Below are 13,524 nucleotides of genomic sequence, written 5' to 3' on the forward strand. Positions count from 1 at the left end.
CGGATCGCAAAGCGATCCGGAGTTTCAAAGCTCCATGCAAGCAACTGCTCCGGCCGCAAACTCTCCGAAACCGGCAAACTCCGCCCTTGCCCCCCCGGGCAATCTTGCCTATTTACCGCCCGGTACTTAGCCAACCGCCGCAGGGACCCATGGAAAACGTTGTTCTGATCATCCATCTTCTTCTGGCTCTCGGCCTGATCGCCGTGGTTCTGCTGCAGCGCTCCGAAGGCGGCGGCCTTGGCATGGGCGGCGGCGGCGGCGGCGCGATCTCCGGCCGCGCGGCGGCAACCGCGCTCAGCAAGGTGACCTGGCTGCTGGCAATTGCCTTCATCTGCACCTCGATCACCCTGACCATCATGGCCGCGCAGAAATCCGCGGGCTCCTCTGTTGCCGACCGCATCGGCGTGCCGCAGAGCGAAACAGGCGAGGCACCCGAAGCCCCGGCGGCACCGCTGGGCAGCGATCTCCTGCCGCCTTCCGAGGGCGACAACGCTCCGCTGGTTCCCAGCGCAGACTGATCCACTACACCTTGAGAGGGTTTTAGGAACCGCAACAGCATCTTGCGGTTCCCTTGCGCATTTCGTGCGAATCCTTTATATATGAAGTCCCGTGATGCAGCGGTTTTTGGACTGATTCCAATCACCGCCGGGCAGCTGAAATCTGACTTCTCACGGGGGCAGCCGAACACATATGGCGCGTTTTATCTTCATCACCGGCGGTGTTGTTTCATCCCTGGGCAAAGGCCTGGCTTCGGCGGCACTTGGCGCCCTTCTGCAGGCGCGGGGCTACTCGGTCCGCCTGCGCAAGCTGGATCCCTATCTGAACGTCGATCCGGGCACCATGAGCCCGTTTGAGCACGGCGAGGTGTTCGTGACCGACGACGGCGCCGAGACCGACCTGGACCTCGGCCATTACGAACGCTTCACCGGGGTTCCGGCGCGCAAGACCGACTCGATCTCGTCGGGCCGCATCTACACCAACGTGCTGGAGAAGGAGCGCCGCGGCGACTACCTCGGCAAAACCATCCAGGTCATTCCGCACGTCACCAACGAAATCAAGGACTTCATCTCCATCGGCGAGGATGAGGTCGACTTCATGCTCTGCGAGATCGGCGGCACCGTCGGCGACATCGAGGGCCTGCCCTTCTTCGAGGCGATCCGCCAGTTCGCCCAGGACAAGCCGCGCGGCGAGTGCATCTTCATGCACCTGACCCTGCTCCCGTACATCAAGGCCTCCGGCGAGCTGAAGACCAAGCCGACCCAGCACTCGGTGAAGGAGCTGCGCTCCATCGGCCTCGCGCCCGACATTCTGGTCTGCCGCTCTGAGGGGCCGATTCCCGTGAAGGAACGCGAAAAGCTGGCGCTGTTCTGCAACGTGCGCGCCGACTCTGTGATTGCCGCGCAGGACCTGAAGTCGATCTATGAGGCGCCGCTGGCCTATCACCGCGAGGGGCTGGACCAGGCGGTGCTGGATGCCTTCGGCATCGCCCCTGCCCCGAAACCGAACCTGGAGCGCTGGGAAGATGTGGCCGACCGCATCTACAACCCCGAGGGCGAAGTGAAGGTAGCCATTGTCGGCAAATACACCCAGCTGGAAGACGCCTATAAATCCATCGCCGAGGCGCTGACCCATGGCGGCATGTCGAACCGGGTCAAGGTCTCGATCGAATGGGTCGATGCGGAGCTCTTTGACAAGGAAGACGCCGCTCCCTACCTGCAGGGCTACCACGCGATCCTGGTGCCAGGCGGCTTTGGCGAGCGCGGCACCGAGGGCAAGATCAAGGCAGCGCAGTATGCACGCGAGAACAAAGTGCCGTATCTCGGCATCTGCCTCGGCATGCAGATGGCGGTGATCGAGGCCGCGCGCAACGTGGCGGGCATTTCCGAGGCGGGCTCCGAGGAGTTCGACCACGAGGCCGGCAAGAAGCGCTTTGAGCCGGTTGTCTACCACCTGAAGGAATGGGTGCAGGGCAACATGACTGTCGAGCGTAAAGTGGGCGACGACAAGGGCGGCACCATGCGCCTTGGCGCCTATGACGCGGCGCTGGAGGAAGGCTCCAAAGTGGCGGAAGTTTATGGCAGCACCCATATCGAGGAGCGCCACCGCCACCGCTATGAGGTCGACACCAAGTATCAGGAACAGCTGGAAAAATGCGGCCTCAGCTTCTCCGGCATGTCGCCGGACGGCCGCCTGCCGGAGATCGTGGAGTGGAAAGACCACCCGTGGTTTATCGGCGTGCAGTTCCACCCGGAGCTGAAATCCAAACCCTTTGCGCCGCACCCGCTGTTCGACGATTTCGTCCGCGCGGCCAAGGAAGCCTCGCGGCTGGTGTAATCCCCGGCAGGCGGGGTTCTCCCGCCCGCTGCTTTGCTCATGACACATGAGCAGCACCCGTTGGGCCCGGCGCCGCCAAGGCGGCGCAGGGAAAATACAGAAAAAGGCGGGCCGCTGGCCCGCCTTTTGCATTTTAGTCGAATGGTTTTGCCCGGCTCAGAAGCCGTGCATCCGCTTGGCCCACTGATAGGCCACCACCAGCCCCTTCATCCGCGGCAGCAGGTACAGCGAGGCCCCCACCGTGATCACCGACATGATGATCGCCAGCGTCCAGGGGTCCGGGCGCAGCTGGGTGTAGACGATGTGCAGCGCAAAGCCGAGGATGTGGCCCACCACCAGGATGGTCAGATAGGCCGGCCCGTCATCAGCGCGCTGATGATGCAGCTCCTGGCCGCACTCGGTGCAGCTGTCGTTCACCTTGAGATAGCTGTGCAGCAGCTTGCCGCCGCCGCAGTTCGGGCAGCGCAGCCGCAGCCCCTTCAGCAAAGCTGGTTTCAGCTCCCGCTGGTTCTCTTCCAGAACGTCCGCTTGGGTCATCGCGCGTCTCCTTGGGTTCCGCCGCCTGATAACGTGATTCCCGGATTGAATGCAATCAATATGCAAACATTGATATTGCATTTATTGCCGCACTCCTGCATTGAACCAATCAATCACGAAACAAAGCCTTCGCGGAGACCCGGCGATGAAACAATGGACCCCTGCCCGTCTGGACGGCGCCCGGCCCCGCTATATCGAGCTGGCCGAGGCGATCGGCGCCGACATCGACGCCGGCGTGCTGGCGCCCGGCGACCGGCTGCCGCCGCAGCGGCGGGTGGCGCAGGAGCTGGGGGTGGATTTCTCCACCGTGTCGCGGGGCTACGCGGAGGCGGTGCGGCGCGGCTACATCGAGAGCTTTGTCGGCCGCGGCACCTTTGTGCGCAGCCGGGAGGCGCTGCCGGAACGCCCCGACCCGCGCCGGGCGCTGGAAGAAGACCCGATGATGAACATGCCGCCGGAACCGGATGACCCAGGCTTGCTGGCGCGGATGCAAAAGGGGCTGGAGCATGTCTCGGCCAACCTGCAGCCGCTGTTGCGCTACCAGTCGGTGACCGGCAGCCCGCAGGACCGCGCCTTGGCGGCAGAGTGGATGCAGGCCAACGGCCTGCCCTGCGCGCCGGACCGGCTGGTGATCACGCCGGGGGCGCACGCCAGCCTCTATGCGATCCTGACGGTGCTGTGCGAGCCGGGGTCCACCATCCTGTGCGAGGAGGTGACCTATCCCGGGCTGCGCTCCATCGCGGCGCGGCTGGGGATCCGGCTGATCGGACTGCCGGGGGACAAGGACGGCATTCAGCCGGACGCGCTGGAAAAGGCCATCACCAGCGACTGGCCCGCGGCGCTCTATCAGAACCCGACGCTGCAGAACCCCTCCACACGCACCATAACCGCCAAACGGCGGCGGGAGATTGCCGCAGTGCTGCAAAAGCATGACCTGCCGCTGATCGAAGATGATGCCTATTGCTTTGTCGACAATGGTGCGCCGGCTCCCATCAGCAGCCTGATCCCCGATCTGGGCTGGCATATTGCGGGGCTTTCCAAATGCTTCGGCGCCGGGCTGCGGCTGTCCTATACTTTGGTGCCGAAACGCGCCGTTCTGGGGCAGTTCAGCCAAGCGCTCCGGTCGATGCATGTGATGGTGTCGCCCCTCAATCTGGCGCTGCTGGGGCGCTGGATCGAGGACGGAACCGCGGCGGAGATCCAGCGTTTCATCCGCAAGGCTGCGGCAGAGCGGCAGGCGCTGGCAACGGAAGTGCTGCAGGCCTGTTTCATCGACAGCGATCCGCTGGCCTTTAACCTGTGGCTGACCTTGCCGCGGGGCACCAGCCGGGCAGAGGTGATGGGCCGCATGGCGGGCCGCCAGATCGGCATCATGCCCAGCGATGCCTTCACCGTCTCCGGCCTGCCGCAGGAAGCGGTGCGGGTCTGCCTGGGCGGGCCGATCACACTGGAGGACCTGCGCGAGGACCTGCTGGCGCTGAACGATGCCGTCACCCGCAAGGACTGGCTGGGCTGAGCGGCGGCTGATATGGTTCCCCCGCAACCACAGGAGCCCGCATGATCCGTGCCTTCCGCAACCTGATTGAACGGCAGCTGGCCAAGGCCCAGGCCGAGGGCCAGCTGCAGGGGCTGGAGGGCGAAGGAAAGCCATTGCCCGACCGCAGCAGCGAGGCGCATGTGGACGCTGGCCTGGCGGCGGGCATGCGGATCATGGCGCAGGCGGGCGTGGTGCCGGAGGAGTTCGGGCTGAAGGAACAGCTGGCTGAGGCGCGCCGGGAATATGCCGGATTGACGGATCCGGAAGAGCGCAAGGCGGCGATGGCGCGGATCTCCGATCTGGAGATGCGCTACAACATGGCGCGGGATGCGCGGAAATCCTTCTTCCGTTAGCGCAACACCCCGTTGTTTCCCGGCAGATTCGCGGTATAGACAGCGCCAAGACCGACCATTCCAAAGAAGAGTGACGCATTATGGCCAATGACGCTTCCACACGGCAGGAACAACTCGACCGTATCGCAACCGGCAAGGGCTTTATTGCCGCACTGGACCAGTCCGGCGGCTCGACCCCGAAGGCGCTGGCGCTTTACGGCGTGAACGAGGACGCCTATTCGAACGACGACGAGATGTTCGCCGAGATCCACAAGATGCGCACCCGCATCATCACCTCGCCGAGCTTCGGCAAGGAGCGCATCTTGGGGGCGATCCTGTTCGAGAAGACCATGGACGGCGAGATTGACGGCAAGCCGACCGCGGACTTCCTGTGGGGCAACTGCGGCGTGGTGCCGTTCCTGAAAGTGGACAAGGGCCTGGCCGATGAGGCCAACGGCGTGCAGATGATGAAGCCGATGCCGGAGCTGGACGCGCTGCTGGCGCGGGCGGGCGCCAAGGGCATCTTTGGCACCAAAATGCGCTCTGTCGTCAAGGAAGCAAATGCGACAGGCATCAAGGCGGTTGTTGCGCAGCAGTTCGAAGTGGGCCAGCAGATTGTTGCGGCCGGCCTGGTGCCGATCATCGAGCCGGAAGTGGACATCAACTCTGCCACCAAGGCTGAGGCCGAAGAGCTGCTGAAAGCAGAGATCAAGGCGCAGCTGGATGCCCTGCCCGCGGACAGCAAAGTGGCGCTGAAGCTGACCATCCCGTCCCAGGCGGGCCTCTATGATGATCTGGCCGATCACGCCAATGTGGTGCGGGTTGTGGCGCTGTCGGGCGGCTACACCACCGACGACGCCTGCGCGCGCCTGTCGCAGAACACCAAGATGATCGCCTCCTTCAGCCGCGCGCTGACCGAAGGGCTGAACGTGTCTATGTCCGACGCGGAATACGATGCGGCGCTGGGTGCCAACATTGGCAAGATCTACGACGCCTCGCTGTAAGAGCTGTCAGAGCTGACATTGAGAAGGCCGCGCCTGCACCCGGGCGCGGCCTTTTCTGTTGGGCTTATTGTGCTGGGCCGTTTCAGTAGCCGTTGTTGCGCCCGGCGCAGCAGACCGCCAGCACCAGCCCCGCACCGCTGAGAAAAGGCAGCCAGAAGAAGCGCAGCGCGGTGAGGGTGAACCATCCCGGCTGGTCCTCCGGCGCCTGGCCCGCACCGCCGAGCCAGGCCCAGAAGATCAGCGCCGAGGCCGAGATCAGCACGCCGGACAGCGCCAGCAGCCAGCGCGCCGACCTAGGCATCCTCCCCTCGCTTGCGGCAAGCCGTTCCGCCGTGCGGCTGGCGGCAAGCCACCCGCTCACGCCGCTTGGGTCAGCGAGGGGCGCAGCCCCGTATAGCTGACCTTGTTCTCGTTCACTGCCAGGTAGCGCTGCGCCTCCTCGCGGTCTCCGAAGCTCAGCGCTTCGTCGTAGAAATAGGTAATCCGGTCCCCGGTCCGGGACAGCAGGCCGCCGCTTTCAAACAGAATAAACCATTTCTTCTGAACCAGTTGCATCAGCCTCACTCCTTTCTGAAGTCCGGCTGCGGGCCCTGACCGCCGCCGGTTCTATTGCAGTTTCCCAGGGTGCAAGCGGCCACCCGGCACCCCCGCCGGGCTGCCGGTCAGCAGATCTCCAGATGCTGGATTGGCCGTCTTCGCGCCCTGCTGAAGGCAGAATTCGCCCCCAGGTGTTGCCAAAACGTTAACGGGAATTGGCGCTGGTTTTACGCGGCATTTTCCCGCCGGCGGGCGGCGGTTTCCCGCTTGTCCGGACGCGGTTCCGTACAATTTGGCGAAATTCCGCTGTTGCAGAATCCAAAGAGGTTACCGGAGCGTAAACACCTTTTCCCGCGGCAGGCCCGCCCCCCGGCGGCGGCACCGCTTGGCGGGGGCCGGGGTATGGGTATTTGTGACCAGAAAGAAGCCGGGCTGGAGCGGTTCAGCTGAACTCCGGCGGGCGTTTTTGCAGCTGGGCGGCGACCGCCTCGATCTGGTCGGGCTTGCCGATAAGATCCAGCTGTTCGGCACTTTCGCGCAGCAGCACTTCGGCCTGGGAGGCACCGGACTCAGCATAGGCAATAAGGCGTTTGGCGGCGCGCACGGCGGAGGGGCTTTTGCCGGCGATTTCCTTGGCCAGTTCATTGGCGCGGCTGAGCGGGCTGCCGGCCAGTTCGGTGACCAGCCCCCAGTCCAGCGCCTGCGGGCCCTCCACCTTTTCCGCCGTCCAGGTGAGGCGGCGCAGCACGTCGGAGCGCAGCAGCCGCGGCAAGAGCGCCATACCGCCCATATCGGGGATCAGGCCCCATTTCATCTCCATCACCGACAGCTGCGCCTCCGGGTGGGCGATGCGGATGTCGGCGCCCAGCGCGATCTGCAGGCCGCCGCCGAAACAGGCGCCGTGGATCGCGGCGATCACCGGCACCGGCACCCGGCGCCAGACCATCGCCACCTCCTGAAAGGCGTTGGCGTCCTCATGGGTGCGCTCCATGATCAGGCTGCTGAGGTCGCGCTGCGCAAAGCTGGCCAGCGCCGCCATGTCGAGGCCTGCGCAGAAGCTCTTGCCCGCACCCGAAAGCACCACCGCGCGGGCGTCCGATTGTGCCACCTCCTGGCCTGCGGCGATGATCAAGTCGATCATCTCCTCATCCAGCGCGTTGTGCTTGTCCGCGCGGGCAAGCGTGACATAGGCGATGTGGTCCTTGTAGCCGGTGGTGACTTTTTTCATGGCTGCTCCCCCTGGTATCCGGTTTGCCTGCAGCCTGCCCCGGAACCGGCGGACATGCCAGCCCTACCTGAGGTCAGGGCTGCAGCGGCATCCGGGCGAACCAGGGGGAATCGAGGGTCATCACATAAAGCTGCCCGTCCATCACCTTGCCGCCGGTGGTGACGCCAAGGCGCCCGCCCGGATCCTGCAGCGTCCGCAGCACGTTCCCCTGCCCGTCGACTTGGATAATCATGCCGCGATGGATCGGCGCCGGGCGCACCAGCGGGCCGAGGCGCCAGATGACCTTGCGCAGGAAAGGATAGGGCATCAGTTTCTCCGACGGCACCCGCGGGCTGGCGAAGGCGAGCCAATAGGTGCCGTCGCCCTGCGCCTCCAGATTGTCGGGGTAGCCGGGGAGGTTGTCGAGGAACACCTCCTGCTGGCCTGCGCGGTCCCCCTTGAGCCAGAGGCGGTGGACACGGGCGCGGCCGGTTTCGTTGATCAGCAGGAGGTCTTCGTCCGGCGAAAGGGCGATGCCATTGGTGTAGACGAAGCCGGTGGCGATCTTCTCAGCACTGCCATCGGGGTTGATGCGGGCAACGTAACCGGTGTTTGACTGCTCCCAGATGGTCAGGATCGAGGTGGGCTTGGTGCCGCCCATGGTTTCGGGGTCGAAGCGGTCCGACGAGTTGGAAAAGTAGACAGTGCCGTCGCGGGCCACGTCGATCTGGTTGGCATAGATGATGGGGGCGCCATCGACGCTGTCCGCCACAACCTCCAGCGTGCCGGGGCCGGACCAGCGCAGGATGCCGCGGAAACTGTCGGCGATGTAGAGCGCGCCGTCGGGGCCGGCCTTGAGCCCCAGCGGGCGGCCGCCCAAGCGGTCTGCCAGAACAGGTTCGTCCCCGTCGATGCGGTAGAGGTTGCCGGACAGACTGGTGGTGTAGATGGCGCCGTCCGGGGGTTGGGCGATGTCCTCAGGCCCCAGCTCTCCGTCCGGCAGATGGACCAGCGCGGCTGCGCTGAGGGCGTTGTTTTTGGCGTAATCGCCGGTAAAGCCCGGCGTTGCGGGCGGGTCATAGGCGATGGGATCGACCGGCACCGGCCAGAACAGGAGGTAGCCGAGGGCGGCGGCCAGCAGGGCCAGGGCAATGCGCATGAAAGAATCCCTTTGAAATCCGCGGGCAGGTTGCGCCGGGCGGGGCAGTGACGCAAGCCTTGCCCGAGGACCATGCTTGCGCTTATCTGCGCCCATGACTGGTCCCCGATACACCCCGCTTGCGCTCTCCCTGCCCGCCACCGTGCCTTTTGTCGGGCCTGAAACACATGAACGCGAGCGCGGCGCGCCGTTTGCCGCGCGGCTGGGGGCGAATGAGAATATCTTTGGCCCCTCGCCCCGGGCGGTGGAGGCGATGGCGCAGGCCGCGGCGGAGATCTGGAAATACGGCGATGCGGAGAACTATGATCTGCGCCAGGCGCTGGCGGCGCATCACGGGGTGAGCCCGGCGCATATTATCGTCGGCGAAGGCATTGACGGGCTGCTGGGCTACCTGGTGCGGCTGCTGGTTGGGCCGGGCGATGCGGTGGTGACCTCGCTGGGGGCCTATCCGACCTTCAACTACCATGTGGCGGGCTTTGGCGGGGTGATCCACACGGTGCCCTACAGGGACGACCGCGAGGATTTTGAGGCACTGTTTGCCAAAGCTGCGGAGGTGGATGCCAAGATCGTCTATCTCGCCAACCCGGACAACCCGATGGGCAGCTGGCACAAGGGCGCCGATATTGCAGCGGCGCTGGACCATCTGCCCGCAGGCTGCCTGCTGCTGCTGGACGAGGCCTATGTGGAATGCGCCCCGGAGGGCACCGCGGCGCCGGTCAGTGCGGATGATACCCGGGTGATCCGGATGCGGACATTTTCCAAGGCCTATGCGATGGCAGGCGCGCGGGTGGGTTATGCGATTGGCCACCCGGATTTGATCGCCGCCTTCAACAAGGTGCGCAATCATTTCGGCATGAACCGGGCGGCGCAGGCTGGGGCGCTGGCGGCGCTGCAGGATCAGGACTGGCTGGCTGAGGTGCTGGCGCAGGTTGAAGCTGCGCGGGTGCGGATTGCAGAGATCGCGGCAGAGAACGGGCTGGCCGCCCTGCCCTCCGCCACCAATTTCGTGGCCATTGATTGCGGGCGGGACGGGGCGTTTGCCAAGGCGGTTCTGGACGGGCTGGTGGATCAGGGGATCTTTGTCCGGATGCCCTTTGCCGAACCGCAGAACCGCTGCATAAGGGTGAGCTGCGGGCCGGAGGCGGAGCTGGAGGCCTTTGCCGCGGCGCTGCCTAGTGCGCTGGCCGCCGCGCGGAATGGCTGAAACCCGCCTATGGCCTGCTGCTCGCGGCAGTTTTACCGGACATTCACCACTCCCGGCCTACCATCAAAGGGTATCACCGGGAGAGTTGTCATGCGTGACCCTGAACTGCCGGACGCCATGCCGGATTTCTTTACCGCCGCAATCATGTTTGCCGGCATCAACCTGATGTGGATCTTCTTTGTTGTATGGGTGATGTACGGTCTAGTGCCGGTGCTGGTGCTGGCCGTGCTGATCAACCATTTCATCACCAGGCTGGACATCAGGCTGAATTCACAGCGGGCCTAGACCCCGCCCCGCCAGCTGCGGATGCCGGGCCGTCAGCGGCCCGCCAGTACCCGTGAAGCTGCCTCCAGCGCGCCTGTTCCGTGCGGGATTTCCAGCGCGGTGAGGCCGGTTTGAATGCCGCCCAGAAGACCCATCACCATCTGCCCGTTCACATGCCCCATGTGGCCAAGCCGGAAAAACCCGTGCCATTCCGGGCTTTTGGGCGCGGCCATGCCAAGGCCGATGCCCAGGGTCAGCCCCAGGTTCTGCTCCACCCAGTCGCGCAGGCGGGTGCCGTCCGGCGCGCCGATGTGCAGCGCGGTGACCGCATGGGAGCGCAAGGCGCGGTCCGCCACATTCATCCGCAGCGGGCCCACTGCGCCCCAGGCCTCACAGGCGGCCCAGATGGTTTGGGCCAGATGAGCATGGCGTTTCCACACATTATCAAGCCCTTCGCCGTGGATCATGTCCAGCGCAGCGCGCAGGCCGTAGAGGTGATGGGTGGGCGCGGTGCCGCCGAAATACTGGTAGAACTCCTCCGGGTTGGCCCGCGGCGCCCAGTCCCAGTAGCGGCTGATCCGCGGCAGCGCCGCCCGCGCCGCGGCAGCTTTGTCGTTAAAGAACACGAAGCTGAGGCCCGGCGGCATCATCAGCCCCTTCTGGCTGGCGGTGACCATCACATCAACGCCCCAGGCGTCCATCTCGAACCGCTCGCAGCCTAAGGAAGCGATGCAATCGGCCATCAAGAGCGCCGGGTGGCCTGCCTCATCCAGCAGTTGGCGCAGGCCCGGTATGTCGTTGCGGATGGAGCTCGAGGTGTCCACATGCACGCCCAGCACCGCCTTGATGCGGTGGTCCGTGTCGGCAGCCAGCGCCTCACCAATACTGGCCATGTCCCAAGGGGCACGGGTGCCGAAATCGAGCACTTGGGTTTCGACCCCCAGACTGTCCGCCATTTCCGACCAGCCGACGGCAAAGCGGCCCGAGGAGGGCACCAGCACCAGATCGCCAGGCTGCAGGGTGTTTTGCAGGGCCGCCTCCCAGGCGCCGTGGCCGTTGGCGATATAGATGGCGGCGTGATGCTGGGTGCGCGCGACCCGGCGCAGGTCCGGGATCAGGCCAGCGGTCATCTCCACCAGTTCGCCCGCGTAGATGTTGGGCGAGGCGCGGTGCATCGCCTGCAGCACCTGGTCCGGCACCACCGAAGGCCCCGGAATGGCCCGGTACTGCCGCCCTGCCGATACGTTCACTGGTCCGCTCATCCCTGATGTTCCCTGACAGCGCGCGCCCCGGGGGCCGCCGCGGTTGATCCATGCCGGCACAGTAGCCGGACCGCTGCCGGCGTCAATTGCCGCGGACGCAGGGTCACGGCGAAGTGCTTGCGCCCTGCTTCCCACCTGCTTAAATGGCGCAGGAACGACAGGGAAAGGCCCGCAATGACACGAAATTCCCGCAGGGAAGCGCTGACATGAGCCGGAAACCGCATAAATCCTCCAAGGAACTGTTCGGCTGGCTGTGGCGCGGATACCTGCGCCATTACATCGGTCTTCTGGGCATCGCGGTGATTTTCATGCTGATCGAGGGCGCCACCATGGGCGCGCTTGGCTACATGATGCAGCCGATGTTCGACCTGGTGTTCGTGGCTGGCAACTCCACCGCGCTGGTCTGGGTCAGCCTGGCGTTTCTGGCGATCTTCACCCTGCGCGGGATCTCCAGCGTCACCCAGAAGGTGCTGCTGAGCAAGGTGTCGCAGACCTCTGCCGCGCATCTGCGCAAGGACATGCTGGCGCGGCTGATCCGCCAGGACCCGGCGTTTCACCAGCAGCACCCGCCGGGGCTGCTGCTGCAGCGGGTGCAAAGCGACGTGGGCGCGATCAATTCGGTCTGGCAGGCGGTGATCACCGGCGCGGGCCGCGATCTGGTGGCGCTGGTGGCGGTGCTGGGCGTGGCCTTCAGCATCGACTGGCGCTGGACCCTGATCCTGCTCATCGGGGTGCCCGTGCTGTTGCTGCCGATCTCTACCATCCAGCGCTATGTGCGCAAGAAGGCGTCGCGCGCCCGCGATCTGGGCGCCGATCTGGCGACAAGGCTGGACGAGATTTTCCACGGCATCGTGCCGGTCAAGCTGAACCGGCTGGAGGAGTATCAGACCCGCCGCTTTGGCGAGCGGCAGGATGAATTTGTCCGCTCGGAGGTGAAGGCGGCCTTTGGCACCTCCTCGATTTCGGGGATGACCGACATCATGGCCGGCGTCGGCTTCATGGCGGTGCTGCTTTATGGCGGCAATGAGATCATCGCCGGCGAAAAGACCGTCGGCCAGTTCATGAGCTTCTTCACCTCGATCGGGCTGTCGTTTGAGCCGATGCGGCGGCTGGCCAATATCTCCGGCGTCTGGCAGAGCGCGGCCGCAGCCCTGGAGCGGATCAAGGAGCTGCTGGATGCGCCGATCCTGCTGAGCGAGCCTGCAAGCCCGAAGCCTGCGCCGGAAGGGCTGCCCGGGATCAAGCTGGAGGCGGTGGACCTGAGCTATGGCGAAGCGAATATCCTGCATGGGCTGAACCTGGAGGCCGAGGCCGGCAGGACCACGGCACTGGTGGGTGCCTCGGGTGCCGGCAAATCGACGATCTTCAACCTGCTCACCCGGATGGTGGACCCGCAGGCGGGCTCTGTCGCCGTGGGCGGGGTTGAGGTCACCGATCTGAACACTGCCGATCTGCGCGGGCTGTTTTCGGTCGTCACCCAGGATGCGATGCTGTTTGACGAGACCCTGCGCGAGAACATCGTGCTGGGCCGCACGGACGTCAGCGATGAGGAATTGCAGGCGGCGCTGGAGGCTTCGCATGTGGCGGATTTCCTGCCCAAGCTGGAGCATGGGCTGGAGACACGGGTCGGCCCGCGCGGCTCAGCCCTGTCGGGCGGCCAGCGGCAGCGGGTGGTGATTGCGCGCGCCCTGCTGCGCAACACGCCGGTGCTCTTGCTGGACGAGGCGACCTCGGCGCTGGATGCGCAGTCTGAGAAGGTTGTGCAGAAGGCGCTGGACAAGCTGTCGGGCGGGCGCACCACGCTGGTGATCGCGCACCGTCTGTCGACCATCCGCAATGCCGACAAGATCGTGGTGATGGACCGCGGCCGGGTGGTGGACCAGGGCAGCCATGACGAGCTGCTGGCCCGCGGCGGCATCTATGCCGACCTCTACCGCCTGCAGTTTCAGGACGGCAAGACGGTGGTGGACACCGCAGGCATTGCCGCCCAGGCAGAGCAGGTTCCCGGCGGCGCCCGGCGCGGCAAGGAACGCTGGTTCCGCCGCTTTGCTAAGAAGGTGTTTGGGTAAAGATTTCCTCAACTCCAGAACGTTAAGGGCGGCGCCCGCCCCGTGGGGGGGCGGGACGGGCGCTGCCCGGCCTCCGGC

Annotated in this window: 14 protein-coding genes; 8 read left to right on the forward strand and 6 right to left on the reverse strand. The window is 65.3% G+C overall.

Annotated elements, in window-relative coordinates; translation table 11 throughout:
* Positions 1-149: 149 nt before the first annotated feature.
* Positions 150-518 (forward strand): preprotein translocase subunit SecG, encoded by a 369-nt coding sequence (gene secG / locus RA24_RS09285; protein WP_039151307.1) that lies wholly within the window; start codon positions 150-152, stop codon positions 516-518.
* Between the two features lie 172 nt (positions 519-690).
* Complete coding sequence (locus tag RA24_RS09290) at positions 691-2,334, forward strand: CTP synthase (protein ID WP_039151310.1); 1,644 nt, start codon at positions 691-693, stop codon at positions 2,332-2,334.
* A 156-nt stretch (positions 2,335-2,490) separates the two neighbouring features.
* Here the strand turns inward: RA24_RS09290 and RA24_RS09295 are convergent, their stop codons facing one another.
* The gene (locus tag RA24_RS09295; RefSeq protein WP_019296139.1) at positions 2,491-2,871 is read right to left on the reverse strand and encodes a DUF983 domain-containing protein; all 381 of its coding nucleotides are present in this window, start codon (positions 2,869-2,871) and stop codon (positions 2,491-2,493) included.
* A 145-nt stretch (positions 2,872-3,016) separates the two neighbouring features.
* On the opposite strand from RA24_RS09295, the gene RA24_RS09300 reads away from it, so the two are divergent.
* From RA24_RS09300 to RA24_RS09310, 3 genes are all read left to right on the forward strand, one after another.
* A complete protein-coding gene (locus tag RA24_RS09300; protein WP_039191167.1) occupies positions 3,017-4,387 on the forward strand; it encodes an aminotransferase-like domain-containing protein in 1,371 nt (456 codons plus the stop codon).
* 41 nt (positions 4,388-4,428) lie between these two features.
* Complete coding sequence (locus tag RA24_RS09305; RefSeq protein WP_039191168.1) at positions 4,429-4,761, forward strand: DnaJ family domain-containing protein; 333 nt, start codon at positions 4,429-4,431, stop codon at positions 4,759-4,761.
* Between the two features lie 80 nt (positions 4,762-4,841).
* The gene (locus RA24_RS09310; protein WP_039169417.1) at positions 4,842-5,744 is read left to right on the forward strand and encodes a fructose bisphosphate aldolase; all 903 of its coding nucleotides are present in this window, start codon (positions 4,842-4,844) and stop codon (positions 5,742-5,744) included.
* Positions 5,745-5,826: 82 nt separating this feature from the next.
* Here the strand turns inward: RA24_RS09310 and RA24_RS09315 are convergent, their stop codons facing one another.
* From RA24_RS09315 to RA24_RS09330, 4 genes are all read right to left on the reverse strand, one after another.
* Entirely contained in the window at positions 5,827-6,045 is a 219-nt protein-coding gene (locus RA24_RS09315) for a hypothetical protein (RefSeq protein WP_019296135.1), read from the reverse strand.
* A gap of 56 nt (positions 6,046-6,101) precedes the next feature.
* Positions 6,102-6,299, reverse strand: coding sequence for a hypothetical protein (locus RA24_RS09320; protein WP_019296134.1), 198 nt, complete (start codon positions 6,297-6,299; stop codon positions 6,102-6,104).
* 424 nt (positions 6,300-6,723) lie between these two features.
* Positions 6,724-7,509, reverse strand: coding sequence for a crotonase/enoyl-CoA hydratase family protein (locus tag RA24_RS09325; protein WP_039151320.1), 786 nt, complete (start codon positions 7,507-7,509; stop codon positions 6,724-6,726).
* 73 nt (positions 7,510-7,582) lie between these two features.
* Positions 7,583-8,647, reverse strand: coding sequence for an SMP-30/gluconolactonase/LRE family protein (locus RA24_RS09330; protein WP_039191169.1), 1,065 nt, complete (start codon positions 8,645-8,647; stop codon positions 7,583-7,585).
* A 94-nt stretch (positions 8,648-8,741) separates the two neighbouring features.
* Here RA24_RS09330 and RA24_RS09335 point away from each other — a divergent pair, with 94 nt between their 5' ends.
* Together RA24_RS09335 and RA24_RS09340 are read left to right on the forward strand one after the other, a co-directional pair.
* A complete protein-coding gene (locus RA24_RS09335) occupies positions 8,742-9,851 on the forward strand; it encodes a pyridoxal phosphate-dependent aminotransferase (RefSeq protein WP_039191170.1) in 1,110 nt (369 codons plus the stop codon).
* 90 nt (positions 9,852-9,941) lie between these two features.
* On the forward strand, positions 9,942-10,136 hold the full coding sequence (locus RA24_RS09340) for a hypothetical protein (protein WP_019296130.1): 195 nt from the start codon (positions 9,942-9,944) through the stop codon (positions 10,134-10,136).
* Positions 10,137-10,168: 32 nt separating this feature from the next.
* On the opposite strand, the gene RA24_RS09345 is transcribed toward RA24_RS09340, so the two are convergent.
* A complete protein-coding gene (locus RA24_RS09345) occupies positions 10,169-11,377 on the reverse strand; it encodes a pyridoxal-phosphate-dependent aminotransferase family protein (protein ID WP_039191171.1) in 1,209 nt (402 codons plus the stop codon).
* A gap of 206 nt (positions 11,378-11,583) precedes the next feature.
* Here RA24_RS09345 and RA24_RS09350 point away from each other — a divergent pair, with 206 nt between their 5' ends.
* Positions 11,584-13,446 (forward strand): ABC transporter ATP-binding protein, encoded by a 1,863-nt coding sequence (locus RA24_RS09350; protein ID WP_039191172.1) that lies wholly within the window; start codon positions 11,584-11,586, stop codon positions 13,444-13,446.
* The last annotated feature ends 78 nt before the right edge of the window (positions 13,447-13,524 follow it).

The organism is Leisingera sp. ANG-M6 (assembly GCF_000813905.1).
Lineage (GTDB): Bacteria > Pseudomonadota > Alphaproteobacteria > Rhodobacterales > Rhodobacteraceae > Leisingera.

Coding starts and splice junctions, on each gene's coding strand:
- RA24_RS09310 (WP_039169417.1), top strand. CDS start 4,842: ATGGCCAATGACGCTTCCACACGGCAGGAACAACTCGACCGTATCGCA.
- RA24_RS09300 (WP_039191167.1), top strand. CDS start 3,017: ATGAAACAATGGACCCCTGCCCGTCTGGACGGCGCCCGGCCCCGCTAT.
- secG (WP_039151307.1), top strand. CDS start 150: ATGGAAAACGTTGTTCTGATCATCCATCTTCTTCTGGCTCTCGGCCTG.
- RA24_RS09330 (WP_039191169.1), bottom strand. CDS start 8,647: ATGCGCATTGCCCTGGCCCTGCTGGCCGCCGCCCTCGGCTACCTCCTG.
- RA24_RS09315 (WP_019296135.1), bottom strand. CDS start 6,045: ATGCCTAGGTCGGCGCGCTGGCTGCTGGCGCTGTCCGGCGTGCTGATC.
- RA24_RS09345 (WP_039191171.1), bottom strand. CDS start 11,377: ATGAGCGGACCAGTGAACGTATCGGCAGGGCGGCAGTACCGGGCCATT.
- RA24_RS09320 (WP_019296134.1), bottom strand. CDS start 6,299: ATGCAACTGGTTCAGAAGAAATGGTTTATTCTGTTTGAAAGCGGCGGC.
- RA24_RS09335 (WP_039191170.1), top strand. CDS start 8,742: ATGACTGGTCCCCGATACACCCCGCTTGCGCTCTCCCTGCCCGCCACC.
- RA24_RS09305 (WP_039191168.1), top strand. CDS start 4,429: ATGATCCGTGCCTTCCGCAACCTGATTGAACGGCAGCTGGCCAAGGCC.
- RA24_RS09295 (WP_019296139.1), bottom strand. CDS start 2,871: ATGACCCAAGCGGACGTTCTGGAAGAGAACCAGCGGGAGCTGAAACCA.
- RA24_RS09340 (WP_019296130.1), top strand. CDS start 9,942: ATGCGTGACCCTGAACTGCCGGACGCCATGCCGGATTTCTTTACCGCC.
- RA24_RS09290 (WP_039151310.1), top strand. CDS start 691: ATGGCGCGTTTTATCTTCATCACCGGCGGTGTTGTTTCATCCCTGGGC.
- RA24_RS09350 (WP_039191172.1), top strand. CDS start 11,584: ATGAGCCGGAAACCGCATAAATCCTCCAAGGAACTGTTCGGCTGGCTG.
- RA24_RS09325 (WP_039151320.1), bottom strand. CDS start 7,509: ATGAAAAAAGTCACCACCGGCTACAAGGACCACATCGCCTATGTCACG.